Origin of the sequence: Streptomyces flavovariabilis, assembly GCF_000725785.1 — a bacterium.
GTDB lineage: Bacteria > Actinomycetota > Actinomycetes > Streptomycetales > Streptomycetaceae > Streptomyces > Streptomyces hawaiiensis.
In genome coordinates, this window is record NZ_JNXD01000032.1 from 14,156 (window position 1) to 36,286 (window position 22,131).

Annotated in this window: 21 protein-coding genes; 14 read left to right on the forward strand and 7 right to left on the reverse strand. The window is 72.1% G+C overall.

The window, feature by feature from the left end; genetic code table 11:
* Positions 1-2: 2 nt before the first annotated feature.
* Positions 3-1,091, reverse strand: a complete 1,089-nt coding sequence (locus IO24_RS0136950) for a rhamnogalacturonan acetylesterase (RefSeq protein WP_234335365.1) — start codon at positions 1,089-1,091, stop codon at positions 3-5.
* Between the two features lie 511 nt (positions 1,092-1,602).
* On the opposite strand from IO24_RS0136950, the gene IO24_RS0136955 reads away from it, so the two are divergent.
* Positions 1,603-3,504, forward strand: a complete 1,902-nt coding sequence (locus tag IO24_RS0136955) for a rhamnogalacturonan lyase (RefSeq protein ID WP_031143740.1) — start codon at positions 1,603-1,605, stop codon at positions 3,502-3,504.
* A 53-nt stretch (positions 3,505-3,557) separates the two neighbouring features.
* Here IO24_RS0136955 and IO24_RS0136960 read toward each other — a convergent pair whose 3' ends face one another.
* Positions 3,558-4,040: a MarR family winged helix-turn-helix transcriptional regulator gene (locus IO24_RS0136960; protein WP_031143742.1), complete on the reverse strand. Its 483-nt coding sequence runs from the start codon at positions 4,038-4,040 to the stop codon at positions 3,558-3,560.
* A gap of 115 nt (positions 4,041-4,155) precedes the next feature.
* Between IO24_RS0136960 and IO24_RS0136965 the strand changes: the two genes are divergently transcribed.
* The 5 genes from IO24_RS0136965 to ppk2 all read left to right on the forward strand — a co-directional run bounded on the left by IO24_RS0136965 (position 4,156) and on the right by ppk2 (position 10,095).
* A complete protein-coding gene (locus IO24_RS0136965) occupies positions 4,156-5,517 on the forward strand; it encodes a pyridoxal phosphate-dependent decarboxylase family protein (protein WP_031143744.1) in 1,362 nt (453 codons plus the stop codon).
* A gap of 238 nt (positions 5,518-5,755) precedes the next feature.
* A complete protein-coding gene (locus IO24_RS0136970; protein ID WP_031143746.1) occupies positions 5,756-6,154 on the forward strand; it encodes a cupin domain-containing protein in 399 nt (132 codons plus the stop codon).
* Between the two features lie 329 nt (positions 6,155-6,483).
* The gene (locus tag IO24_RS0136975; RefSeq protein ID WP_031143749.1) at positions 6,484-7,860 is read left to right on the forward strand and encodes a glycoside hydrolase family 43 protein; all 1,377 of its coding nucleotides are present in this window, start codon (positions 6,484-6,486) and stop codon (positions 7,858-7,860) included.
* A 146-nt stretch (positions 7,861-8,006) separates the two neighbouring features.
* Positions 8,007-8,747 carry an SDR family NAD(P)-dependent oxidoreductase gene (locus IO24_RS0136980; protein ID WP_031143751.1) on the forward strand — a complete coding sequence of 247 codons (741 nt, stop codon included), beginning with the start codon at positions 8,007-8,009 and terminating at the stop codon, positions 8,745-8,747.
* 391 nt (positions 8,748-9,138) lie between these two features.
* Entirely contained in the window at positions 9,139-10,095 is a 957-nt protein-coding gene (ppk2, locus tag IO24_RS0136990) for a polyphosphate kinase 2 (protein ID WP_031143752.1), read from the forward strand.
* 44 nt (positions 10,096-10,139) lie between these two features.
* On the opposite strand, the gene IO24_RS0136995 is transcribed toward ppk2, so the two are convergent.
* Together IO24_RS0136995 and IO24_RS0137000 are read right to left on the reverse strand one after the other, a co-directional pair.
* Positions 10,140-10,505: a hypothetical protein gene (locus IO24_RS0136995; protein WP_045297127.1), complete on the reverse strand. Its 366-nt coding sequence runs from the start codon at positions 10,503-10,505 to the stop codon at positions 10,140-10,142.
* Between the two features lie 46 nt (positions 10,506-10,551).
* The gene (locus tag IO24_RS0137000) at positions 10,552-10,989 is read right to left on the reverse strand and encodes an ATP-binding protein (protein ID WP_031143754.1); all 438 of its coding nucleotides are present in this window, start codon (positions 10,987-10,989) and stop codon (positions 10,552-10,554) included.
* 683 nt (positions 10,990-11,672) lie between these two features.
* On the opposite strand from IO24_RS0137000, the gene IO24_RS0137005 reads away from it, so the two are divergent.
* The 4 genes from IO24_RS0137005 to IO24_RS0137020 all read left to right on the forward strand — a co-directional run bounded on the left by IO24_RS0137005 (position 11,673) and on the right by IO24_RS0137020 (position 16,544).
* Positions 11,673-12,821, forward strand: a complete 1,149-nt coding sequence (locus IO24_RS0137005) for a hypothetical protein (RefSeq protein ID WP_045297129.1) — start codon at positions 11,673-11,675, stop codon at positions 12,819-12,821.
* A gap of 95 nt (positions 12,822-12,916) precedes the next feature.
* Complete coding sequence (locus tag IO24_RS0137010; RefSeq protein ID WP_031143758.1) at positions 12,917-13,447, forward strand: (2Fe-2S)-binding protein; 531 nt, start codon at positions 12,917-12,919, stop codon at positions 13,445-13,447.
* On the forward strand, positions 13,444-14,448 hold the full coding sequence (locus IO24_RS0137015) for an FAD binding domain-containing protein (RefSeq protein ID WP_031143760.1): 1,005 nt from the start codon (positions 13,444-13,446) through the stop codon (positions 14,446-14,448). Before IO24_RS0137010 ends, IO24_RS0137015 begins: the two co-directional genes overlap by 4 nt.
* On the forward strand, positions 14,445-16,544 hold the full coding sequence (locus IO24_RS0137020) for a xanthine dehydrogenase family protein molybdopterin-binding subunit (protein WP_031143761.1): 2,100 nt from the start codon (positions 14,445-14,447) through the stop codon (positions 16,542-16,544). The genes IO24_RS0137015 and IO24_RS0137020 overlap by 4 nt, the downstream gene beginning before the upstream one ends.
* 81 nt (positions 16,545-16,625) lie before the next feature.
* Here IO24_RS0137020 and IO24_RS44820 read toward each other — a convergent pair whose 3' ends face one another.
* On the reverse strand, positions 16,626-18,290 hold the full coding sequence (locus IO24_RS44820) for a hypothetical protein (protein WP_107063100.1): 1,665 nt from the start codon (positions 18,288-18,290) through the stop codon (positions 16,626-16,628).
* A gap of 245 nt (positions 18,291-18,535) precedes the next feature.
* Here IO24_RS44820 and IO24_RS0137030 point away from each other — a divergent pair, with 245 nt between their 5' ends.
* The 3 genes from IO24_RS0137030 (at position 18,536) to tgmB (ending at position 20,171) form a co-directional block, all read left to right on the forward strand.
* On the forward strand, positions 18,536-18,847 hold the full coding sequence (locus IO24_RS0137030; protein ID WP_031143765.1) for a YkvA family protein: 312 nt from the start codon (positions 18,536-18,538) through the stop codon (positions 18,845-18,847).
* 132 nt (positions 18,848-18,979) lie between these two features.
* Entirely contained in the window at positions 18,980-19,171 is a 192-nt protein-coding gene (tgmA, locus tag IO24_RS0137035; RefSeq protein WP_030847392.1) for a putative ATP-grasp-modified RiPP, read from the forward strand.
* A gap of 16 nt (positions 19,172-19,187) precedes the next feature.
* Complete coding sequence (gene tgmB / locus IO24_RS0137040) at positions 19,188-20,171, forward strand: ATP-grasp ribosomal peptide maturase (protein WP_031143768.1); 984 nt, start codon at positions 19,188-19,190, stop codon at positions 20,169-20,171.
* A gap of 44 nt (positions 20,172-20,215) precedes the next feature.
* Here tgmB and IO24_RS0137045 read toward each other — a convergent pair whose 3' ends face one another.
* Positions 20,216-20,419: a hypothetical protein gene (locus IO24_RS0137045; protein WP_031143770.1), complete on the reverse strand. Its 204-nt coding sequence runs from the start codon at positions 20,417-20,419 to the stop codon at positions 20,216-20,218.
* A 143-nt stretch (positions 20,420-20,562) separates the two neighbouring features.
* A complete protein-coding gene (locus IO24_RS0137050) occupies positions 20,563-21,012 on the reverse strand; it encodes a DUF2269 family protein (RefSeq protein WP_031143772.1) in 450 nt (149 codons plus the stop codon).
* A gap of 113 nt (positions 21,013-21,125) precedes the next feature.
* Here IO24_RS0137050 and IO24_RS0137055 point away from each other — a divergent pair, with 113 nt between their 5' ends.
* Positions 21,126-22,115 (forward strand): GlxA family transcriptional regulator, encoded by a 990-nt coding sequence (locus IO24_RS0137055; protein WP_037669493.1) that lies wholly within the window; start codon positions 21,126-21,128, stop codon positions 22,113-22,115.
* The last annotated feature ends 16 nt before the right edge of the window (positions 22,116-22,131 follow it).

The window sequence follows — 22,131 nt, forward strand, 5'->3', positions numbered from 1 at the left end:
GGTCAGCGCAGGTGGGTGGCGAGGGGCAGGTTCTGCTCCCGGATGCTCTGGAGCAGCAGCCCGCCCATCTGGGTCGCGCCGTACTGCGAGAAGTGGGTGTTGTCCGTGACGCCGTCGGCGGAGGAACGGAGGAAGAGCTGCGCGGAGGCGGACGGTCCGAGGGATTCGACCAGCGCCTTGCTCCGGGCGGTCAGGTCGATCACCGGGACTCGCTGGGCCGTACCGACCGCGCGCATCTCGGCGGGCAGATTTACGTTGACGCCGTTGACGTGCAGTGCCGTGGGCGTGAGCCGGTTGCCGTCGAACAGCCGGCGGACCGGTGGCGTCACCAGGACCGGGACACCGCCCTGGGCGCGGACCCGCGAGATCATGGTGGTGAGGTTGTTCCGGTAGGCGGACGCGCTGGTCTGCTTGTCGTTGTGGCCGAACTGGATGAAGACCGGGTCGTTCGCCCGGACCTTGGCCAGCAGTGCGGGGAAGAGCGCCGAGTTGCTCAGGAAGCTTCCCGAACTCTCCCCGGAGTCGCCGTAGTTGGCGATGACCGCGCCGGGACGCACGGAGGGCGTGATCATTTGCCCCCAGCCGGTGTAGGGAGCGGCCGGCTGGTCGCACACGGTCGAGTCGCCGGCGAGGTAGGCGACCAGCGGCTGCGAGGCGGGTTTCACCGAGACGGCCGAGACCTGCGGGCCGGAGCCCGTGAACCGGAGGTCCAGGCCGGGGTTCCCGGTGCCGCCCTGGCCGGTCGGCTGCCCCTCCGGCTGGCGCACGTTGATGGTGAACGAGTACGTGGCGACGGCTCCGGCCGCCGTTCTCGTGGCCGGGAGCATCAGACGCCGGGCCTCGGCCCACATCTCGGTCTGCCCGGCGGAGGCGCCGCCGATGGAGACCGTCACGTCGTAGTTGCCCGGCGCGACAGCGTAACGACAGGTGATCGGAGAGGTGCCGGAGCAGCCGGCCGGCAGAGCCTGCGGTGCGGCGGCGGCGCTGTTGGCCGCGCCCGTGCCGGCCAGGGCCGCGAGGGTCAGCAGGCCCGCCGCTCCCAGCCGGGCGCCGCGTCCGCCACACCTCAGTGCCATGCTCATTACAACCATGGGTCCGTCCTTCGCCACGAATATGTACGGGTCGGGGTGTACGGCGCGCCGCTCAGGCCTGGGTGAAGCCGTCCATGATGACGGTGGGGCGTGTGCCGGCCGCGCGCGAGAGGCCCGCGGCCGGGCAGCGGGTTGTGGGGGGAGTTACCGGGACTGGGGTGATCCGCCTGCATGTGCTGGGAGCGTTCACAACCTGTCAGGTGGGCACGAGAGGCTCCATCCTCGAATGGGGAAGGTTGCAGGTGCGGGACCCACGAACTGTCGTGCTCACCCTGTGAGTTCACTGGCCGGGCGACCAGTTCGACTGCCTTCGACCACAGTTGACCGTGAGGCGCATCACGCAGTGTTCAAGGCCCGCCGCCTACCTGTCAATCCATCGGCACCGAGAAACTCACGGATCCGAACAGGGCCGAACAGCGGACTGGACAGAATCCTTGACGAGGCATCAGCTCGTTCTTACGCTCCCTCACCATGGGAGCGTTCCCATACCCCCCACGCCCCGGAGGTCACCGTGACCGACTCGCACCGGCGTCCCCGCACCGCGCCACGACGGTGGCGCTCGCCCCATCGGCCAGGAGGCCGGTTCATCGGCTGCGTCTCCGCTGCCGCACTGGCCGTCTCCGCACTCGTCGCGCTGCCGCAGAGTGCGCACGCGGCGACCGCACGACAGGTCGAGAAGCTCGACCGCGGACTGACCAGCGTGCACACCAACAGCGGAAACCTGGTGTCATGGCGTTGGCTGGCGACCGACCCGGACGACGTGTCGTTCAACGTCTACCGCGGCGGTACCAGACTCAACTCCTCGCCCGTCACCGCCTCGACGAACTACTTCGACACGGGCGGCGCTGCCTCGGCCGACTACACGGTGCGCGCCGTGGTCAACGGCACCGAGCAGGCCGCGTCCGCCCCCGCGGTCCAGTTCCGCACGGGCTACAAGGACGTGCCGATCTCCCCGCCCGCGGGCGGTACCGCTCCAGGGAACTCGGCCTACACCTACGAGGCCAACGACGCCTCCGTCGGCGACCTCGACGGCGACGGCGCCCTGGACCTCGTCCTGAAGTGGCAGCCCACCAACGCCAAGGACAACTCCCAGTCCGGCTACACCGGCAATACCGTCGTCGACGGCATCAAGCTCGACGGCACCCGGCTGTGGCGTATCGACCTGGGCCGCAACGTCCGCTCCGGCGCCCACTACACGCAGTTCCAGGTCTACGACTACGACGGTGACGGCAAGGCCGAAGTCGCCATGAAGACCGCCGACGGCACCCGGGACGGCACCGGCGCGGTCATCGGCAGCTCCTCCGCCGACCACCGCAACTCCAGTGGCTACGTGCTGTCCGGCCCCGAGTACCTGACGATGTTCAACGGCCAGACGGGCAGGGCGATGCAGAGCGTCGACTACGTCCCGGGCCGCGGCAACGTCTCCTCCTGGGGCGACAACTACGGCAACCGCGTCGACCGCTTCCTCGCGGGCACCGCCTACCTCGACGGTGCCCGCCCCTCCCTGATCATGGCGCGCGGCTACTACACCCGCACGGTGATAGCGGCCTGGGACTGGCGGAACGGGGCCTTCACCCGCCGCTGGACCTTCGACACCACCTCCTCCACCAACAGCGGCAAGGGCTACGACGGCCAGGGCAACCACAGCCTGTCCGTCGCCGACGTCGACGCCGACGGCAAGGACGAGATCGTCTACGGCGCGATGACGGTGGACGACAACGGCAGCGGCCTGTGGACCACCAGGCTCGGTCACGGCGACGCCGGCCACGTCGGCGACCTCAACCCGTCCCGCCCGGGCCTGGAGTACTTCAAGGTCTCGGAGGACTCCAGCAAGCCCGGCTCCTGGATGGCCGACGCCCGCACGGGTGCGAGGCTGTGGCAGACGGCCTCGGGCTCCGACAACGGCCGTGGCGTCGCCGCCGACGTCCACGCCGGCAGCGCGGGCGCCGAGGCCTGGTCCGCCTCCGACACGACCCTGCGCTCCGCCACCGGCGCCTCCCTGGGCCGGGAGCCCTCCAGCGTCAACTTCCTGTCCTGGTGGGACGGCGATCCCGTGCGCGAACTCCTCGACGGCACCCGCATCGACAAGTACGGCACGTCCGGAGACACCCGGCTGCTCACCGGCTCCGGCGTCGCCTCCAACAACGGCACCAAGTCCACCCCGGCCCTGTCCGGCGACATCCTCGGCGACTGGCGCGAGGAGGTCGTCTGGCGCACCGCTGACAACAGGGCGCTGCGGATCTACTCCACGCCGAACCAGACCAACACCAAGATCACGACGCTGCTCCACGACACCCAGTACCGCACGGCGCTGGCCTGGCAGAACACCGCCTACAACCAGCCCCCGCACCCGAGCTTCTTCATCGGCGACGCCATGCCGACGGCTCCCCGCCCCACCGTCTACACACCCTGACGCAAGGGCTCGTACCCCCCTGAGCACAGGGGGGTACGAGCCGTGAGGGCACCTCAGGCGTCGCGCAGCGCCTTCTCGATCTCACCCAGCGCACGGGTCAGCCGCCCGTAGTCCGCGCGGGCAACCGGTGCCACGAAGTACCGCTCCACGACCTGCGCGTGGACGCCGGCAGCCCGAAGGAACACCGCACGGCCGTGATCGGTCGCCTCGACCAGGACGGTCCTGCGGTCCCCGGGAGCGGGCCCGCGCCGCACCAGTCCGGCTCCCTCCATGCGGTCGATCAGGCGGGTGATGCCACCGCTGGTGAGCGTGAGGGCGTCGGCGAGCCTGCGCTGTGAGACCTCCTCGTACGGGTGCCGGCACAGCCGGATGAGGACCTCGAACATCGTGTGGCTGACCTCGCACTCCTTGCGCAGAGCCGTGTCGATCCGCTGTTCCAGACGGGTGGCGGCCTTGATCAGCAGTCCGAAGTCGTGCACGAGCCCGCTGTCGGCGGCGCGGGCGGCTTCCTCGTTCTCTCGGTTCTCGGGATTCACCCGGTCGACTTTACTGCCTCCTCACCTACTGCCGTCTCAATTACTGAGCAGTCAATTGCTGAGCAGTCAACGACTGTCTATGGTGAACCCACCAAGTCGGGAGAGAGGAAGATCAGTGGACCTGCAGCACTGGCTCGGCCGGGCCGACGACGCGATACAGCGGTGGGCCGACACCTTCGGCCCCTACGAGCAGCACCCGTCCCTCCTCATCGACGACGACCGCTTCGCCGCCGCCTTCGAGGAGCTCACCGGGAGACTGAGGGAGAACTACCCGTTCTTCCATCCGCGCTACGCGGGGCAGATGCTCAAGCCCCCGCACCCGGCGGCGATCGTGGGGCACCTCACCACCATGCTGATCAACCCCAACAACCACGCCCTGGACGGCGGCCCGGCCACCGCCCGTATGGAACGCGAGGCCGTCGCTCAACTGGCCGCGATGTTCGGCTACGACACCCACCTCGGCCACCTCACCACCAGCGGCACGATCGCCAATCTCGAAGCCCTCTTCGTCGCCCGCGAACTCCACCCCGGCCGCGGCATCGCCTACAGCGCCGACGCGCACTACACCCACGGCCGCATGTGCCACGTCCTGGGCATGAAGGGGTACCCGATCCCGACCGACGACCGCGGCCGCATCAGCCTCGACGCGCTCGAGGACATCCTGCGGACGGGAGAAGTGGGCACCGTCGTCCTCACCGCAGGCACCACCGGCCTCGGAGCCGTCGACCCGATCCACGCCGCCCTCGCCCTCCGGGACCGCTACGGCGTCCGCCTCCATGTCGACGCGGCCTACGGCGGCTTCTTCACCCTGCTCGCCGGCGCCGACGGCCCCGAAGGGCTCCCTCCGCAGCCCTGGCGGGCCATCGCCCGGTGCGACTCGATCGTGGTCGATCCGCACAAGCACGGCCTCCAGCCCTACGGCTGCGGCGCCGTCCTCTTCCGCGACCCCGAGGTGGGCCGCTTCTACCTCCACGACTCGCCGTACACCTACTTCACCTCCAGCGAGCTCCACCTCGGCGAGATCAGCCTGGAGTGCTCCCGCGCCGGCGCCTCGGCCGCCGCCCTGTGGCTCACCTTCCAGGTCCTCCCGCCCACCCCCGACGGCCTCGGCCGCGTCCTCGGGGCCGGCCGCCGGGCCGCCCTGCACTGGGCCGACCTGATCACCGCCACCGACGCCCTGGAGCTGTACCAGCAGCCCGAGCTGGACATCGTCGGCTACTTCCCCGCGGTGGAGCCCGCCTCCCTCAGCGCTGTCGACGCGGCATCGGCACGCGTCCTGGCCGACGGCATGACAGGACCCGATCCCGTCTTCCTGAGCACCCTCAAGGCCGACCGCGACGCCTTCACCGCGCGCCACCCGAAGGTCACCGCCGACGCCGACGGCGCCCGCATCCTCCGCAGCGTCCTGATGAAGCCGGAGTCCGAGGACCACGTACAGCGCCTCCACGACCAGGTCACGCGTCTCGCCCGGCCATGACCTCGTACGACCTGCTCCTCGGGGACGTGCTCCACGCCCGGGCGCAGCAGGGTGAGGTACCGGAGCCCGGGCGGACGCGCCCCACCACGTCCCGAGGAGGAGTGACCGGGCATCGGCCACGGCGCGGACGCCGGCCCGGTGCTAGATTCCTCTGGGCATCCGCGATGAGCGCTGCGGACGGCCTGCCGAACAGGTGAACCGGCCCAGGGCGGGGCCGTATCGGATGGTGGCACGATCCATGACTGACCCGGAGGAGTTCCCCGGCGCGGCCGACGCTCCCGTTCCGCGGATCCTGGGCAACGCGGGTTCGCTCGCCGCGGCCGACCCGGCGTCGACCGGCGCCCTGTGGCGTTTGGCCGAGCCCGGTCGGCAACTGGACGCCAACCTCATCCGCATCCCGCCCCAGGGGTCCATCGACGCCCACACCGAACCCGACCTCGACGTCCTGCTGCTCGTCGTCGCGGGCGATGGCACGCTCGGTTCCGCGACCGGGCCGCACCCGGTGGAATCCGGCAGTCTCGTCTGGCTGCCGCACGGCAGCGTACGCAGTGTGACCGCGGGCGAGAACGGGCTGTCGTACGTGACGGTTCACCGCCGCCGCCCCGGCATGCGGATCAAGGGCCGCCCCGGCGCGTGACGGCCCGCCGCCGGACGCGGTGGGGCCCGCACGAGTATTGACGGTGGTACTGCGCGGCCCCTACGGTCCCATCCGGCACCACGAACGTCGTTCGGTATATCGATCGAATGTGGTGCAGGACAGCTTCCCTCCGAAGCTGAAAGGACGAGCCGCCCATGCCTTTCCTGCCTGCGTCGCGCCGCCCTGCGCCGCTTCTGTCCGGATCCCCGGTGACCTCCCCCGCCGCTGCCGCCTCGGCGTGTTCCGTGCTGCCCGCGCACGCGGCGCCCCGAACCCCGCCCGGCACAGCGGAAGTTCGGCCCTCCCTCGCGCGCCCCCTGGAGAAGCAGATGAGTCCGAACCCCCACCTCTCCCGCCGAGGCCTCCTCGGCATGACCGCCGCCGTGCCGCTCGCCCTGACCCTCGGCACCGGCACCGCGCACGCCGCCGACTCCGCGTACGCGATGGTCTACTTCACCGAGTCCACCGAACTCGGTGACGGCACCGACTACGGCCTGCACCTCGCCGTCAGCCCCGACGGGCTCAACTGGACACCGCTGAACCAGAACAACCCCCTGGTCACCCCCACCGCCGGTGCGCTCGGGCTGCGCGACCCGTTCCTGATGCGCAAGCAGGACGGCACGTTCGTCGTGCTCGCCACCGACCTCAAGGGCACCGACTGGAACTACAACAGCCAGTACATCCACGTCTGGGACTCGGCCGACCTGCGCACCTTCACCGGCTACCGGCGGCTGAAACTGCACGACATGGCCACCCACAGCTGGGCCCCCGAGGCGTTCTGGGACGCGGGCCGCCGGCAGTACGCGGTGATCTACTCCTCGGTCAACTCCAGCGGCCACAACGTGATCATGGTCAATTACACGACCGACTTCGTGACCGCCTCCGCCCCACAGGTCTTCTTCGACCCCGGCTACGACGTCATCGACGGCGACATGGCCCTCGGCGTGAACGGCTACAACTACCTCTACTTCAAGAAGAACCAGACGCTGGTGGGCGCCAGATCCACCACCCTGAACCCAGGCAGCTTCACCGAGTTCGGCACCGGCGTGGCGCACGGCGGCACCGAGGCACCGACCCTGGTCAAGTCGCTGACGTCCGGCACCTGGTGGCTGTGGGGCGACACCTACACGCCCAACGGTGTCTTCTACGCGTGGCAGTCCACCCATCTCGCCTCCGGCAGCTGGACGGCCCTCGACCAGCGGACCTACACCCAGCCGGTCAACTCCAAGCACTGCGGCATCGCGACGATCACCACGGCCGAGTACGACAACCTGCTCGCGAAGTGGGGCGCGCCGGCCTGGAACCGGCTGAAGTCGTACAACCACCCCTCCCGCTACGTCCGTCACTCCAACTACCTGGGCCGGATCGACCAGTACCCGATCGAGCCGTACAAGGACTCCCTGTGGACCCTGGTCCCTGGGCTCGCCGACAGCTCCGGGGTCTCCTTCCGGTCCGTCAACTACCCGGCCCGCTACCTGCGGCACTACAACTACGAGCTCCGCCTCGACGCCGGCGACGGCACGTCGACGTTCGCAGCGGACGCCACCTTCCACCGCACGGCGGGCCTGGCGGACGCGACCTGGTCCTCGTTCCGCTCGCACAACAACCCGACCCGCTACATACGCCACGCCGACTACGCCCTGCGCATCGACCCGGTCTCCACGACGACCGACCGGCAGGACGCGACCTTCCGCGTCGGCCACTGAGCACGGCGCCTCCAGGGCGTCAGCGCCCTGGAGGAGAGGATCCGGAAGACGCCGTGCCAGGATCGACGGGGTACCCGGGCTGAACGGCCGTGCGATCCGGCACGTGTCTCGCGCGGGACGCGAATCCTGCAGAAGGAGGCAGTCGCATGCGAGCAGCACGGAGCCGGATCCTGGTGACCGGGTCCGCGGACGGGCTGGGGCGGGCCGCGGCAGAGGCGTTGCTGACCGCGGGGCACGACGTGGTGGTGCACGCCCGCAACCAGGAACGGGCGGCCGTACTCGGCGAGTTGGCCGACCGCGGGGCACACATCGTGGTGGGCGACTTCGCCGAGCGTGCCGCCGTGCGGCAGGTCGCCGACGAGCTGAACGCCTCCCAGCCGCTCGACGCCGTCATCCACAATGCCGGGGTGTGGAGCGGACCGGCGGTCATGCCGGTCAACATCGTGGCTCCGTACCTGCTGACCGCACTGCTGCGCGGGCCGCGCCGGCTGGTGTACCTGAGCAGCGACTCGCACCTCGGCGGGCGCCCGTCATCGCTCGACGGGGTCGACTGGCAGGGCGCGAGCGCGGGGTCGTACGCCGACAGCAAGCTCTTGGTGACGACGCTGGCGGCCGTGGTGGCCCGGCTGCGCCCCGGAGTGCTGAGCAACGCCGTGGACCCCGGCTGGGTGCCGACGAGGATGGGCGGGCCGGGCGCGCCGGACGACCTCGAGCTCGGCCACCAGACGCAGCAGTGGCTGGCGTCGAGCGACGCCCCGGAGGCCCTGACCACCGGCGGGTACTGGTATCACGGCCGGCGGCTGCAACCGCATCGCGCCGTCCACGACGAGGTGTTCCAGGACCGCCTCGTGCGGGCCCTGGCCGAGGAGACGGGCACCGCGCTGTGACCGGCCGGCCTGTCCTCGGCCCGGGGAGCCTGTTCGGCCCGGTCCACCGGGGCGGGACGGGTCATGGTCGGACCAGTCGAAGTGGACGGTGCCTGTCGCGGCGTCCATACCGGTGACGCGGCCGGTGAAGCCCCCGGCGACCTCGGTGGACAGGTACCGGCCGTCGAGGGCGGCGGTGTCCGGGGATGCCGGCTCCGTCCACGCGGGCCGGCGGCGTCCGGTCTCACATGGGAGGGGCAGGACGGGGCACCCGGGTGTCCGTCCGGCAGCCGAGGGAGGCGCACCCGGCCGCCGCCGTCATCACCGCGGTGAGCTGCAGCGGCGCGCAGGCCGCCTCCCGTGGCCGCATGACCTTCCGACCGACCGTACGAGCCGAGCGGGGAGCCTCGTGATGAACGCCGAAGACGCCGGCAAGCTGCTGGACGGCCTGACCGTGGACGACAGCCGGAGAGAGCAGCCGATCGTGCTCGACGGGGACGGACGCCCCATCCGGACATGGCAGGAGAACTATCCCTACGACCGCAAGGTGGGCCGCAAGGAGTACGAGCGGGCCAAGCGCATCCTGCAGATAGAGCTGCTGAAGCTCCAGCGGTGGGCCAAGGACACCGGCGCACGCGTGGTCGTCGTGTGCGAGGGGCGTGACGCGGCGGGCAAGGGCGGCACGATCCAGCGGCTCACCGAGCGGCTCAACCCGCGCGGCGCACGCGTGGTCGCCCTGGACAAGCCCACCGAGCGCGAGATGGGCCAGTGGTATTTCCAGCGGTACATCGCGCATCTTCCGACGGCCGGGGAGATCGTCTTCTTCGACCGCTCCTGGTACAACCGGGCCGGCGTGGAACGCGTGATGGGCTACTGCTCCAAGGACGAGTACGAGCTGTTCCTCGACCAGTGCCCGGACTTCGAGCGGATGCTGGTGGACGACGGCGTCCTGCTGATGAAGTTCTGGTTCTCGGTGTCCCGCTCCGAGCAGCGCACGCGTTTCGCGATCCGGCAGGTCGACCCGGTGCGCCAGTGGAAGCTCTCCCCCACCGATCTGGCCTCGCTGGACCTCTGGGACGACTACACCGAGGCGAAGGTGGACATGTTCCGCGCCACCGACACCGCCCACGCGCCCTGGACCGTCGTCAAGAGCAACGACAAGCGGCGCGCCCGGCTGGAGACCATGCGCAGTCTGCTGTCACGCGTGGACTACGCGAGCAAGGACCGGCAAGCGGTCGGCACACCCGATCCCCTCATCGTCGGTGCCGCCGACACCCTTCTGGAGCCGGGCGAGGAGGACACCACGCTGTCCCCCACTCCGTTGTCCCCCGGCGCCGACGGGCCCGGCACGCATCCCGGGGGCGACTGACGCCCCGGGCCCCCTCCCGCCGGTGCGAGGGGCCCGGGTCTGCGTCATCGCGGGGCGGGCGCGCGTGTTTGCGTGCGGTGGTCGTAGTACGCCCAGACGGTCACCGCCACCACGACGGTGAGCCCGACCATCAGGATCCGCACGGCGCCGCTGGTCAGGTAGGCGACGAGTCCGGTGAGCCCCGCCCCGCACAGCATGATCACGCGGCTGACGAAGCGGTTCTCGGGCGGCTGGGGATCCTCCCGGTCCTTGAGGTCGTGCAGGGCGTCGTGTGCCGGGTGTGCGGAACCGCGCCGGGCGCGGGCACGGTATGCCAGGCCGTAGCTGATCAGTGCGTACAGCGCGACGGCGCCCAGGACCCAGAGCCAGACGTGCGGGTCGTCGTCACTCGATCCTCGTGCCAGGTACACGACACTTCTCCTTCAGACAGAAGCGAGCCTCACCGGTGGGCAGATCTCAACTGCCGCCGGCGCCCTCGGCGGCAGCGGCACCGGGGTCGGGGTCGGCGGGGCGGAAGCACGCCGTCACCGTCTTGCCGTGCCGCTGGCACCTCATCCCCCACTCATCGGCGAGCGTGCGCACGATCGCCACCCCGCGGCCGGAGACCTCGCCCGGCTCCGGTTCGCGCTGGCGCGGCAGCGTCGGGTCCTCGTCATGGACGCTGACATGCAGGCAGTCGCCGTCCCATGTGAGGACCAGATGCGCGTCACTGTGCGCATGGATGTGCGCGTTGGTGATCAGCTCGGACACCGCCAGCACGATGGTGTCGACCATGTCCGGCTCGGCAGCGGCCCACGGCAGGGAGTCAAGACGCCCGCGCGTCCACTCCCGCCCTGCGCGCACACCTTCGGACATACGGAACGAGTGCGCCCAGCCCATCGCCTTTACCACCACTGCCCCGGTCCCCTCTCCTCCGTACACACACGAGCACGTGCACGCACCGTGTACCCGGCCCCCGCCCCGACAGGCATGAGGGCGCCCTGGGTGCCGGGAGCGGAGGGCCGGGCGGGGCGAGGCCGCTCACGACACCGGCAACGGGCGGCGACCGCGGCCGAGTCCGGCACCGCGCACGAGGAGGGCCGCGGCTCCTCGCCGGTGGGGCGGCGACCGGGCTGGAGACGGCGCAACCCGCCGGCGACGGGGATCACTGAAGGACATCCCAGGCCGCACGGAGCGAGCGGCCCGCGGCCCGGTGTATCGCGGAGCGAGCAGAACCCGCCCCGATGCGGATGGTGGGCGGGCCCTGCTCGTGCGCACCATTGTCGGGACCGGGCGGCGGGCGGGCCACGCGTGAGATCCCCCGGTACGTGCGCGGCGCGCACACCCCGCGCGCATGGCGCACATCCCGCGCGCCCGGCACGGCCTCAGGGCGCTGCCGGGTGCCGGAGCACGCTGCCCGGTGCCGCATCGCGCCACCCGGTCACCACATGCCGCGGCCCTTGCGTCACATGGCACGGCCCTGCACGGGTAGGCGGTGCGCATGACCGACGGCCAGACTGGTGCGACCCCGGGTAGCACCCGTCGGCCTGCGGCGACGATACTGACAGGCGCACGTACCCCCGCTCACAGATGGATCCATGCAGACCTCCCTCACCGCCCGCCCCATGACTCCCGACACGGTATGGCTGGCGCGCGGCCGCCACGCCCCGGGCTCCGCGGAAGACGTTCTCCGGCGCTCGCTGCAGCAGCGCAAGGACAGTCAGGCCATCGACGACTTTCTGGAGTTGCCCGAAGACGACACCGCGCCGGCGGAACGGGTCTTCGAAGCCCGCTGGCGGGCCGGCGACGACGTGACCGTGCGCGCCCGGCTGAGCGTGAAGCCCGGCCCGGATGACGGGGACGGGCAGCAGGAGTGGATGCTGGTCGCCGAGGCCGAGCAGCCGTGGAACCACGCGTGGCCCTCACCCGCCGGCCTGTTCTGGCCTCAGGAGCCGGACACCGCCTGGGACCAGGATGCCGCCACGCACCTGATCCCGCGGGAGATCAATCCGCTGCCCCAGGACGACAAGGAGACCCGTCGTCTGCTGAGAAACACCGTGCGCGGCGGCTGGCACATCCACGTGGTCGTCCACGAGGCGATGACCACCGACGACCGGGGACGTACGCCGGTGGCACGGTGGCTGCCGCCGGGCCTGCGCCACCGTGTGGTGGAGCACCACGCCGCCCCGCAGCAGCTGCGCGGCCTGAACTGGGCCCTGCGGGACTCCGGCGTCCAGGTGCCGCGCGGCGGAGCGGTGGTACTGCCGGGCGTCCCGGCGCCGGAGGGCTACGACGCCCAGGACTTCTCGGTCCGCGCGGTCTTCCTCGACGGTTCGGAACCGGCCGACCTCGTCGACGCGGTGACGCGGTTCGCCGCGCTCCCGAGGCCCCTGCCCGACGGCGCCGAGGACGCCCTCACCGCGCTGCGGGAAAACTGGCACCTGCTGACGCTGGAGGAGGAGCTGGAGCGCCAGCGCGGCCTGGTGGCCATGTACGCCGAGGCGCTGGAGGCCATGACGAAGTCCCGTGACCTGTACCGGGAGGCGGCCGAAAGCGCCCACGAGGCACTGGCCGCCTACCAGGAGTCCGCCGAGGCCGCTCCCGCCAGGCCGCAGGCCTCCGGTCCGCCCGGCCCGTCCCCGCTCCAGCAGCTCACAAGGACGTTCGAACGATTCAAGGTCAAGCGTCCCGCGACCGCGGCCGGCGATGAAGAGACCGCCGGCCGGCACGTGACGTCGGAGCAGTAGGAGCACCCTCCTCGTGGGGCGCACGTGTCAGCCGTTCCCTCCTGGATACGCGGTACGTACGGCACCACGGCCCGCCCGGGAAGGTCCTCCACGACATGGGCAACCACCAGCACCACACGCAGACCACGCTGCGCGTCAACGGCAAACCCCACACGCTCACCGTCGACCACCGCCGGGTCCTGCTGGACCTCCTGCGGGAGGATCTCGAGCTCACGGGCGCCAAGAAGGGCTGTGACCACGGCCAGTGCGGCGCCTGCACGGTCCTGGTGGACGGGCGGCGCGTCAACAGCTGTCTGCTGTTCACGGTCGCCCTCGACGGCTGCGAGGTCACCACCGTCGAGGGTCTCTCCGGCCACGGGGAGGAGTCTCATCCCCTGCAACGGGCCTTCCTGGAACGAGACGCCTTCCAGTGCGGCTACTGCACCCCGGGCCAGATCTGCTCCGCGGCCGGTGTGCTCACCGAGGCGGCGGCCGGCCACCCGTCGCACGTCACCGACCCGGCGACGCCCTCGGGGGAGCCGGTGCCGCTGGACCGCGAGGAGATCCGGGAACGGCTGAGCGGCAACCTGTGCCGGTGCGGTGCGTATCCGCGGATCGCCGAGGCCGTGGAGGACGTGATCCCGTGAAGGAGTTCGCCTACGTCCGCGCCGGCAGCGTCGAAGAGGCGACCTCCGCGTACGCCTCCCACGCCGGAGCGCGTTACCTCGGTGGCGGCACGAACCTCGTCGACCTGATGAAGCTCGGCGTCGAGGCCCCCGCCGCCCTCATCGACGTCACCCGGCTGCCTCTCGACACCGTCGAGGAACTGCCCGACGGTGCGCTGCGCGTCGGGGCGATGGTCCGCAACAGCGACCTCGCCGCCCACCCCCTCGTCCGCGACCGCTACCCGGCGCTGTCGCAGGCGGTACTCGCGGGCGCCTCCGGGCAGTTGCGCAACGTGGCGACAACCGGCGGGAACCTGCTCCAGCGCACCCGGTGCCCGTACTTCCAGGACCTGTCGAAGCCGTGCAACAAACGCGAACCGGGCAGCGGCTGCGGCGCACGGGACGGCGTCCACCGGGATCACGCCGTGCTGGGGCACTCCGCGCAGTGCATCGCCACCCATCCGTCGGACATGGCCGTGGCGCTCTCCGCTCTCGACGGGCGGGTCGAGCTGGACGGGCCCGAGGGGGCCCGGAGTGTCGCGGCGGCGGACTTCCACCGGCTTCCCGGGGACCGCCCCGAGCAGGACACCGAGATCCGCCCCGGCGAACTGGTCACCGGCGTGGTGCTGCCGGCCGCCACGGCCGGGCTTCCGTCGGCGTACCGCAAGGCCCGCGACCGGGCCTCGTACGCCTTCGCCCTCGCCTCCGTCGCGGTCGTGCTGCGCCTGGAGGACGGTGTGATCGGCCACGCGGGGCTCGCCTTCGGGGCGTTGGCGCACCGGCCGTGGCGGGCCCGGCGGGCGGAGGAGGCGCTGCTGGGCGCGGCTCCGACCCTCGCCGCGTTCGAGCACGCCGTGGATCTCGAACTGTCCGCCGCGCGGCCGCTGCGGGACAACGCCTTCAAGGTGCCGCTCGCCCGCAATCTCGCCGTGGACGTGCTGTCCCGGCTCACGGACACCGCGTTCACCGGGAGGGCCGCATGACCGGCAGTGTGGGTGCCCCCGCCGAGCGCCGGGAGGGACGGGAGAAGGTCAGCGGCACCGCACGCTACGCCGCCGAGTTCCACTCCCCCGGCCGGGCCCAGGCCTGGCCGGTGCCGGCGAGTGTGGCCCGGGGCCGGGTGACCGGAGTCGACACGGCGGCCGCCCTGGCCGTGCCCGGTGTCCTCGCCGTCCTCACCCACGAGAACGCGCCGCGTCTCGCACAACCGGACGATCCCACGCTCGCGGTGCTGCAGAATACGCGGGTTCCGCACCGCGGCTGGTTCGTGGCCCTGGTGGTGGCCGAGACCCTGGAGGCGGCCCGCGCCGGTGCCGCCGCCGTCCGCGTCACCTACGAGGCCGAAGAGCACGACGTGGCCCTCACCACCTCGCACCCGGGCGTGTACGTGCCCGAGGAGGCCAACGGCGGTCATCCGGCCGTCCGTGAACAGGGCGACCCCGACGGGGCGTTCGGTTCCTCGGCCGTCGGCGTCGACGTCGCGTACCGGGTGCCGCCGCTGCACAACCACCCCATGGAGCCGCACACCAGCACCGCCCGGTGGGAGGACGGCCGGCTCACCGTGCACACCTCCAGCCAGGGCACCGGTGCCGTACGGGCCGTGCTCGCCGGGCTGTTCGGCCTGCCCAAGGAGCAGATCCTCGTCACCGCCGAGCACGTCGGCGGCGGCTTCGGGTCCAAGGGCACGCCACGGTCGGACGTGGTGCTCGCCGCCATGGCGGCGCGCCACACCGGGCGGCCGGTGACGGTGGCGCTGCCGCGCCGCTACCTGCCCGCCGTCGTCGGGCACCGCGCCCCGACCCTGCACCGGCTGCGGCTCGGAGCCGGGGCGGACGGCCGTCTCGCCTCGCTCGTGCACGAAGTCACCACGCACACCTCCCGCATCAAGGAGTTCGTGGAGCAGGCGGCGGTGCCCGCACGGGTGATGTACGCCGCGCCGCACAGCCGTACGGTGCACCGGGTCGCGGCGCTGGACGTGCCCACCCCGTCCTGGATGCGGGCGCCGGGCGAGGCTCCCGGCATGTACGCGCTGGAGTCCGCCATGGACGAGCTCGCCACCGAACTCGGCATGGACCCGGTCGAGCTGCGCGTCCGCAACGAGCCCGACGTCGAGCCGGACACCGGCAAGCCGTTCAGCAGCAGGCACCTGGTGGAGTGCCTGCGCGAGGGCGCCCGGCGCTTCGGCTGGGCCGGGCGCGATCCCCGCCCGGGCTCCCGCCGGGAAGGCCCCCTGCTGCTGGGCACGGGCGTGGCGGCGGCGACGTATCCCGTCATGGTGGGGCCCTCCACGGCGACGGCTCGCGCACTGCCCGACGGCTCGTTCCTGGTGCGGATCAACGCCACCGACATCGGGACGGGCGCCCGGACGGTACTGGCGCAGGTCGCCGCCGACGCCCTGGGGGTGCCGCTGGAGCGGGTGCGGATCGAGGTCGGCAGCACGGAACTCCCGTCGGCGCCGCTGGCCGGCGGCTCGTCCGGCACCGCCTCCTGGGGCTGGGCGGTGCACGACGCCTGTGCCGGACTGGCCCGGCGGATGGCCGGGCACGTGGGGCCGCTGCCCGCGCAGGGCATCGACGTCCGCGCCGACACGAAGGGCGCGGCGGACGCCGAGAGCGGCTTCGCGCGGCACGCCTTCGGGGCGCACTTCGCCGAGGTCGCCGTGGACACGGTCACCGGCGAGGTCCGGGTCGGCCGGCTCCTCGGGGTGTACGCGGCGGGCCGCATCCTCAACGCCCGTACGGCACGCTCCCAGTTCGTCGGCGGCATGACGATGGGCCTGGGCATGGCGCTGACCGAGGGCAGCACCGTGGACGCCGCGTTCGGTGACTTCACCGAGTCGGATCTGGCGTCGTACCACGTGCCCGTGCACGCCGACGTCGCCGAGATCGAGGCTCACTGGCTGGACGAGGACGATTCCCGTCTCAACCCGATGGGCAGCAAGGGGATCGGGGAGATCGGCATCGTCGGGACGGCCGCGGCGATCGGCAACGCGGTGCACCATGCCACGGGCGTTCGCCTCCGCGAACTCCCGCTCACACCGGACCGGGTACTGACCGGGCTGCTCGATCGCCGGATCTGAAAAAGGCCGCCGACGGGAGCCCGGCCCTGGTGCAGGCAGCAGCGGCTCGGCTCGGTCCGGCCTTCGGGGCCATCCCGGAGCTCACTCCGCCACGCCGCGTGCCGCGGGCGCCGGCGCGGTTGTCCACTGTCTGGCGGCGATGGGCGCCAGCACCCGGAAGACCAGCGCGACGAGGGCCAGCAGTGCCGCGCACCCGGCGACTCCGGCGGCCACCCACGGCGGGGCGAGCGCCAGGTCGACGGCCCGGGGCAGGGACGCCGACGGGAAGGAACTCCCGTACGCCTGGGCCCCGGCCAGGACCGTGGGCACCAGCACCGCCCCGGCCAGCACCACGGCGACGGGGCGCAGCGCCAGCAGCAGCGCCAGCACCGTGCACAGCACCGACAGGCCGAGGGCGAACGCGTGCAGACGCAGTGACGCGTCACCGCGCTGCAGCGGGAAGTGGGCCACCGCGCACACGGCGAGGGCCAGGGCGGCGAACCAGCCCGACCAGGACACGGACCGGGCGAACCGGTCGGCCGTACGCTCGTGGTCCGGAGGTGAGTCGTCGAGGGTGCGGTGGGTCTCGCGGGCCGGGCCCGGGCGGGCCGCGCGGCGCTTGTCCTGCAGGCTGGGCGTGCCGGGGCCCCCGGTCTCGCCCTCGAGGCGGGAAGTGCCGTTCGGGCGACGGCCGTTGCGGTCCAGCCGTTCCAGGCCCAGGCGGTCGATCAGCTCGACCAGCTCCCCGACGGACCGGCCGGTGGCGGCCGCGCGGAGTGCCTCCTCGCGGACGTGGGGCTCCTGCGGCTCCTTGTGCAGCAGGGTCACCAGCCGTGTCACTTCCTCCACCGGCCGGTGGGCGGCCGCGGCCCGGATCGCCTCGTCCGCGCACTCGGCGTCGCGCGGGGACTTCGTCAGCAGGGCGATCAGCCGGGACACGTCCTCCACGGACCGGCTCACCCCGGCGGTGCGGAGCGCGTCGACCCTCGCCTGCGTGTGGTCGGGCGACTCCTCCAGCGAGACGATGAGGTCGACGACCTCCTCCAGTGGCCGGTCGGCCACGGCCGCGTGCACCAGGTCGCTGACGGCGTCGCCGTACGGTGCGCCGGAGGCCGGGCCGGTGCCGGGCCGGAGCTCCACCGGGTTGTCGTCGAGGGAGCGGATGACGAACGGCCGCGCACTCGGCTGGCCGGCGTCGCCCGAGCCGGGCCCGGCTGGCGGTTCGGCCTGGTCCCGGCCGCGCGCGGCGGGGTCGGTGCCCTCGTCCGGGCCGGCGGTCTCCACGTGGGCGGGCCGGGCGGGCTCCTGAGCGGGGTCCGTCCGGTCCAGGACGGGAGCAACAGGCCGCGCCTCGGCGGGATCCAGCCAGTCCTCGACGGGCGGAGCGGGCTGCGCGGCGGCCCCGTCCAGGGTGTGGACGGTGGCTGTGGCCGCCTCGTCCGTCCCGGGGACGGCGGGCCGCGCGGGCGCCTGGCCCGAGCCGGCGTCCATGGACCGGGCGGCGGACGGGTCCGCCGCGTCCGGGCCGGGAGCGACGGGCCGGGCAGCGGTCCGGACCGCCCGGTCGGCCGGGCGGGAACCGGTGGCGGGCTCGGAGGGCCCCGTCCGGTGCGTCTCGTACGGGTTGGCGGCGGGCTGCGTGCTCGTCTGCTCCACCTGGTGCGTGCCGGTGGCGACGGCGGTCTCGGCGGACGGCTGGGCGGACCCGTTCGGCTCGTTGGGTATGGCAGGTTCGTTCGGGCGGGGTGATGAAGAGCAGGTGGTCATACTCGCCTCCATGGGAAGAGTGCGGCCGCTCCTGCGCCCCCCGTCGTGGGACGAGCGACGTTACGCTGACCATTACTATTCGCCCCCCTCACCCCGTGCCACTCGGGTGAGCCACCGGGATGACCCCCGCACGGAAATTCCGCCGACTCGCCGACATGCCGGGTCCCGGCCGCAATACAGCCGCCGGAAACGGGAATCCAGGTAAGGACACTTCGTGTCGCGGCATGCCAGGAGGAGGGCAACCCGTGGATACGACCACAAAGGTGATCATTCTGGCCGCGGTTCTCGCGGCCGTCGTCCTCGTCTTCGCCGTCGTCGTCCTCGTGCGGCTGGTCCGGACCCGGCGCGAACTGCGGCGCGCGGGACTGCCCACGGGCCCCCGCTGGGTCTTCTGGGGCGCGGTGCTCTATCTCGTGCTGCCCACCGACCTGCTGCCCGACCCGGTGTACCTGGACGACATCGGCGTCCTGCTGCTCGCTCTGCGCACTGTCCGCGGCTCCCTCGGCGAACGGGAGCGCAGTACGGCACACCGGCCGGACCGGCAACCGGCCCGATGACTACGGAAAGTAAGGAAACCAACCACCCGTTCGATTCGTATAAGTCTCTGGAAGCCGAATCAGGTCGGCGGACCGGGCGGCCGCGCCCCCGGGCCACCGTGTGATCGGCGCAGTACCGACGAGGGAGAGACGATGCAACCGTTCGCGCTCAACTACGCGCGCCCGGCAGTGGAGTTGGAAGCTGCCATTCCGTACGTGTACGACGCCGGACAGCAGTTGAACGTGCTCCGCGACGGCCGGGTCGCGGCCTGTGACTTCGCCCTGCTGAGAGAGTTCGGCACCACGACGTCCACGGCCGGCTCCAAGACGCATTTCGACGACTGACCGCGGGCCGCCGAAGATGACCGTACTGATCCTCACCTGCGAGGAGGACGTGACCGCGGACATGGTGGTCGTGCACCTGAACGCGACGGGGGTTCCGGTGGTCCGGGTCGATCCCGCGGACCTGACCGGTGGTGTCGCGCTGTCGGGGGAGTACGTGCACGGCCGGTTCCGCGGCCACCTGTCCGCCGGGGGGCGGCTGGTGAGCATCGGGGGGCTCCGATCCGTGTGGGTGCGCCGGCCCGGCATCCCGGCCGCGCGGGCGGCCCAGCCGTCCGCCTGGCTGACCGAGGAGGCCGCCCAGGCGCTCTACGGCATGCTGCGGGGCTCGGACGCGCGCTGGATGAACCACCCGGACGCGGCCCGCCGTGCCCGGCACAAGCCGTGGCAGCTGCGCCTGGCCCAGAGATGCGGCCTGCCCGTGCCCGCGACGCTGATCACGACCTTCCCGCGCGCCGCCCGCGAGTTCGCGGAGCGCTACCCGGAGCTGGTGGTCAAACCGGTGTCGGGCGCGCATCCGCAGGACCCGCCGCGTGCCGTGCCGACCAGCCGGGTCGCGCCGGACACGGACTTCTCCGCCGTCGCGTTCGGGCCGACGCTGTTGCAGCGGCGGATCACCAAGCGGGCCGACATCCGGCTCACCGCCGTGGGCGGGCGCATGCTGGCGGCCCGAAAGGCGACCGCCGAGGACGCGGACCCGGACGAGGTCGACGTGCGGTTCGCCGCGCCCGGATCGCCGTGGCGTCCCGTCGATGTGCCGTCCTGCATCGCGCCGGGTGTCCTGTCCTATCTGCGCGAGGCCGAACTGGCCTACGGAGCTTTCGACTTCGTGGAGGACTCCGACGGGACCTGGTGGTTCCTGGAGTGCAACCAGTCGGGCCAGTTCGGGTTCGTCGAGGTGGAGACGGGTCAACCGATCGCCCGGACCATCGCCGAGTGGCTGGTCCGGCCCGTTCCGGTCCAGCCGTCACATGTCAACGGCTCGAACACGACGGTCCGTTGAGTTCCGGGCCCGGCACAGGCCGGGCCCGGTGCCCGCCGCCTGGTTCACTGTGGCCGCGGGCCGGGGAGCATGCCCGCGCGCTGCCAGCCCACTCCCGGGGAGTGCGGACGGTCGTAGCCGAGGGACTGTGAGGGCCGCATGACCAGCTCCAGTTCCCTGCTCACACGTTCGGCCTCGCGGCGCACCTGTGCGGGTACATCACCGCGCTCCGCGATGAGTCGGTCGTAGATGGGGGAATCCTGGAACACCCGTCAACGTGCCTTTCTGCTCGTCGGCCCCGTGTGGGGGCGAGACTGCGAGTGTAGGCGGCACGGTGTCCCGGAGTGTGAATTCCTTGGGATGACTTGACGCAGACCGGACATCCATGACAGGCGAACGGCCGGGCCTCCTCTCAGGCTCCCGTGGTGGAACCCGGCCGGACGATCATCAGGACCGTGACGGTGGCCCACAACAGGTTGAAGATGCCGGTGAACATGGCCAGTCGGGCGGCGCTCCGCCGGTCGACGCCCTGTTCGCCCTTCAGTTGGTCGAGAAGCTCCTCCTGGCGGGGCAGGACGAAGGCGATCAGGATGCCGGCGGCCGCGGCGGTCAGGGCGATGGAGGTGACGAGCCATCCGCTGCCGAGGACGCCCATGGCCGCGGCGGTGGCGAACCCGAGGAGGGGGACGGTCAGTCCGACACCGGCGTAGACGCGGCAGATGCGGTGCAGGAGCGCCACCGTGCCGACGCCCGTGGGAGCCGCGCGGCGTGCTGCGGGCGGGAACATGCTGGCCGCGACGGTCACGGGACCGATGGCGATGATGGCGGCCAGGACATGGAGGGACAGCAGGATCTTGGTCACGGGACTCTTTCCGGGATGTGATCAACGGCGCCCACGCTAGGACGCCCCGGTGTGATCGCCCCATAGGCTGAAACGACAGCCTCCACCGGGTTCTCGCCACTAGGGTGGCGGGCATGCACGCCGTGGCGATCCTGGTTCTCGATCACGTGGTGCCGTTCGACATGGCGGCGCCGCAGCAGACGTTCGCCTGGACTTATCTGCCGGACGGGCGGCCCGCCTACCGGGTCCGGCTGTGTGCCGAGACGCCCGAGGTGCGCGCGGACGGCGGCTTCAGCCTGCGGATCGAGCGGGGGCTGGAGGCACTGGCGGAGGCGGACACCATCATCATGCCGGGCTGCTCCCCCGACGCCGCACCGCCGTCCGCCCGGGTGCTGGCGGCCCTGCGGGAGGCGGCCGAGGCCGGGACCCGGATCGCGTCGGTGTGTGTCGGCGCCTTCGTGCTGGCGGAGGCCGGGCTGCTGGACGGGCTGCGCGCCACCACGCACTGGGTGGCCGCCGGGGAACTGGCCCGGCGCTTCCCCCGGGTCGAGGTGGAGCCGGACGTGCTGTACGTCGACAACGGGCAGATCCTCACCTCGGCCGGGGCGGCCGCGGCGCTGGATCTGTGCCTGCACATGATCCGTCGGGACCTGGGGTCGGCCGTCGCCGCGAACATCGCCCGGATGTCGGTCATGCCGCTGGAACGGGAGGGCGGGCAGGCCCAGTTCATCGTGCACGAGCATCCGCCCGTGCCCCGCGGCTCCGCCCTCGAACCGGTGCTGGAGTGGATCGAGGACAACCTCGCGCAGGAGGTGACGCTGGGCACGCTGGCGGCGCGGGCGGGGATGAGCGAGCGGACCTTCAGCCGCCGCTTCCGCGAGCAGACGGGCACCACACCGCTGCAGTGGCTGCTGCGGGCGCGGGTGCGACGCGCCCAGTACCTGCTGGAGAACTCCGAGCACTCCGTCGAACGGATCGCCCGCCAGGCGGGGTTCGGCTCGCCGACCGCGTTCCGGGAGCGGTTCCGCAAGGTGGTGGGCACCACGCCGTACGCCTACCGCACGGCTTTCCACGGGCGGACGGACGCCTCGGCGGCCCCTTTCCCAGGAGCCGCCGAGTCGTGACGCCCGGTCCCGGCCG

Bases quoted from the DNA above. Each gene is read 5' to 3' on its own strand.
- IO24_RS0136950 (WP_234335365.1), bottom strand. From the start codon at position 1,091: ATGGTTGTAATGAGCATGGCACTGAGGTGTGGCGGACGCGGCGCCCGG.
- IO24_RS0136970 (WP_031143746.1), top strand. From the start codon at position 5,756: ATGACTGACCCGGAGGAGTTCCCCGGCGCGGCCGACGCTCCCGTTCCG.
- IO24_RS0136975 (WP_031143749.1), top strand. From the start codon at position 6,484: ATGAGTCCGAACCCCCACCTCTCCCGCCGAGGCCTCCTCGGCATGACC.
- IO24_RS0136980 (WP_031143751.1), top strand. From the start codon at position 8,007: ATGCGAGCAGCACGGAGCCGGATCCTGGTGACCGGGTCCGCGGACGGG.
- ppk2 (WP_031143752.1), top strand. From the start codon at position 9,139: ATGAACGCCGAAGACGCCGGCAAGCTGCTGGACGGCCTGACCGTGGAC.
- IO24_RS0137005 (WP_045297129.1), top strand. From the start codon at position 11,673: ATGCAGACCTCCCTCACCGCCCGCCCCATGACTCCCGACACGGTATGG.
- IO24_RS0137010 (WP_031143758.1), top strand. From the start codon at position 12,917: ATGGGCAACCACCAGCACCACACGCAGACCACGCTGCGCGTCAACGGC.
- IO24_RS0137020 (WP_031143761.1), top strand. From the start codon at position 14,445: ATGACCGGCAGTGTGGGTGCCCCCGCCGAGCGCCGGGAGGGACGGGAG.
- IO24_RS44820 (WP_107063100.1), bottom strand. From the start codon at position 18,290: ATGACCACCTGCTCTTCATCACCCCGCCCGAACGAACCTGCCATACCC.
- tgmA (WP_030847392.1), top strand. From the start codon at position 18,980: ATGCAACCGTTCGCGCTCAACTACGCGCGCCCGGCAGTGGAGTTGGAA.
- tgmB (WP_031143768.1), top strand. From the start codon at position 19,188: ATGACCGTACTGATCCTCACCTGCGAGGAGGACGTGACCGCGGACATG.
- IO24_RS0137055 (WP_037669493.1), top strand. From the start codon at position 21,126: ATGCACGCCGTGGCGATCCTGGTTCTCGATCACGTGGTGCCGTTCGAC.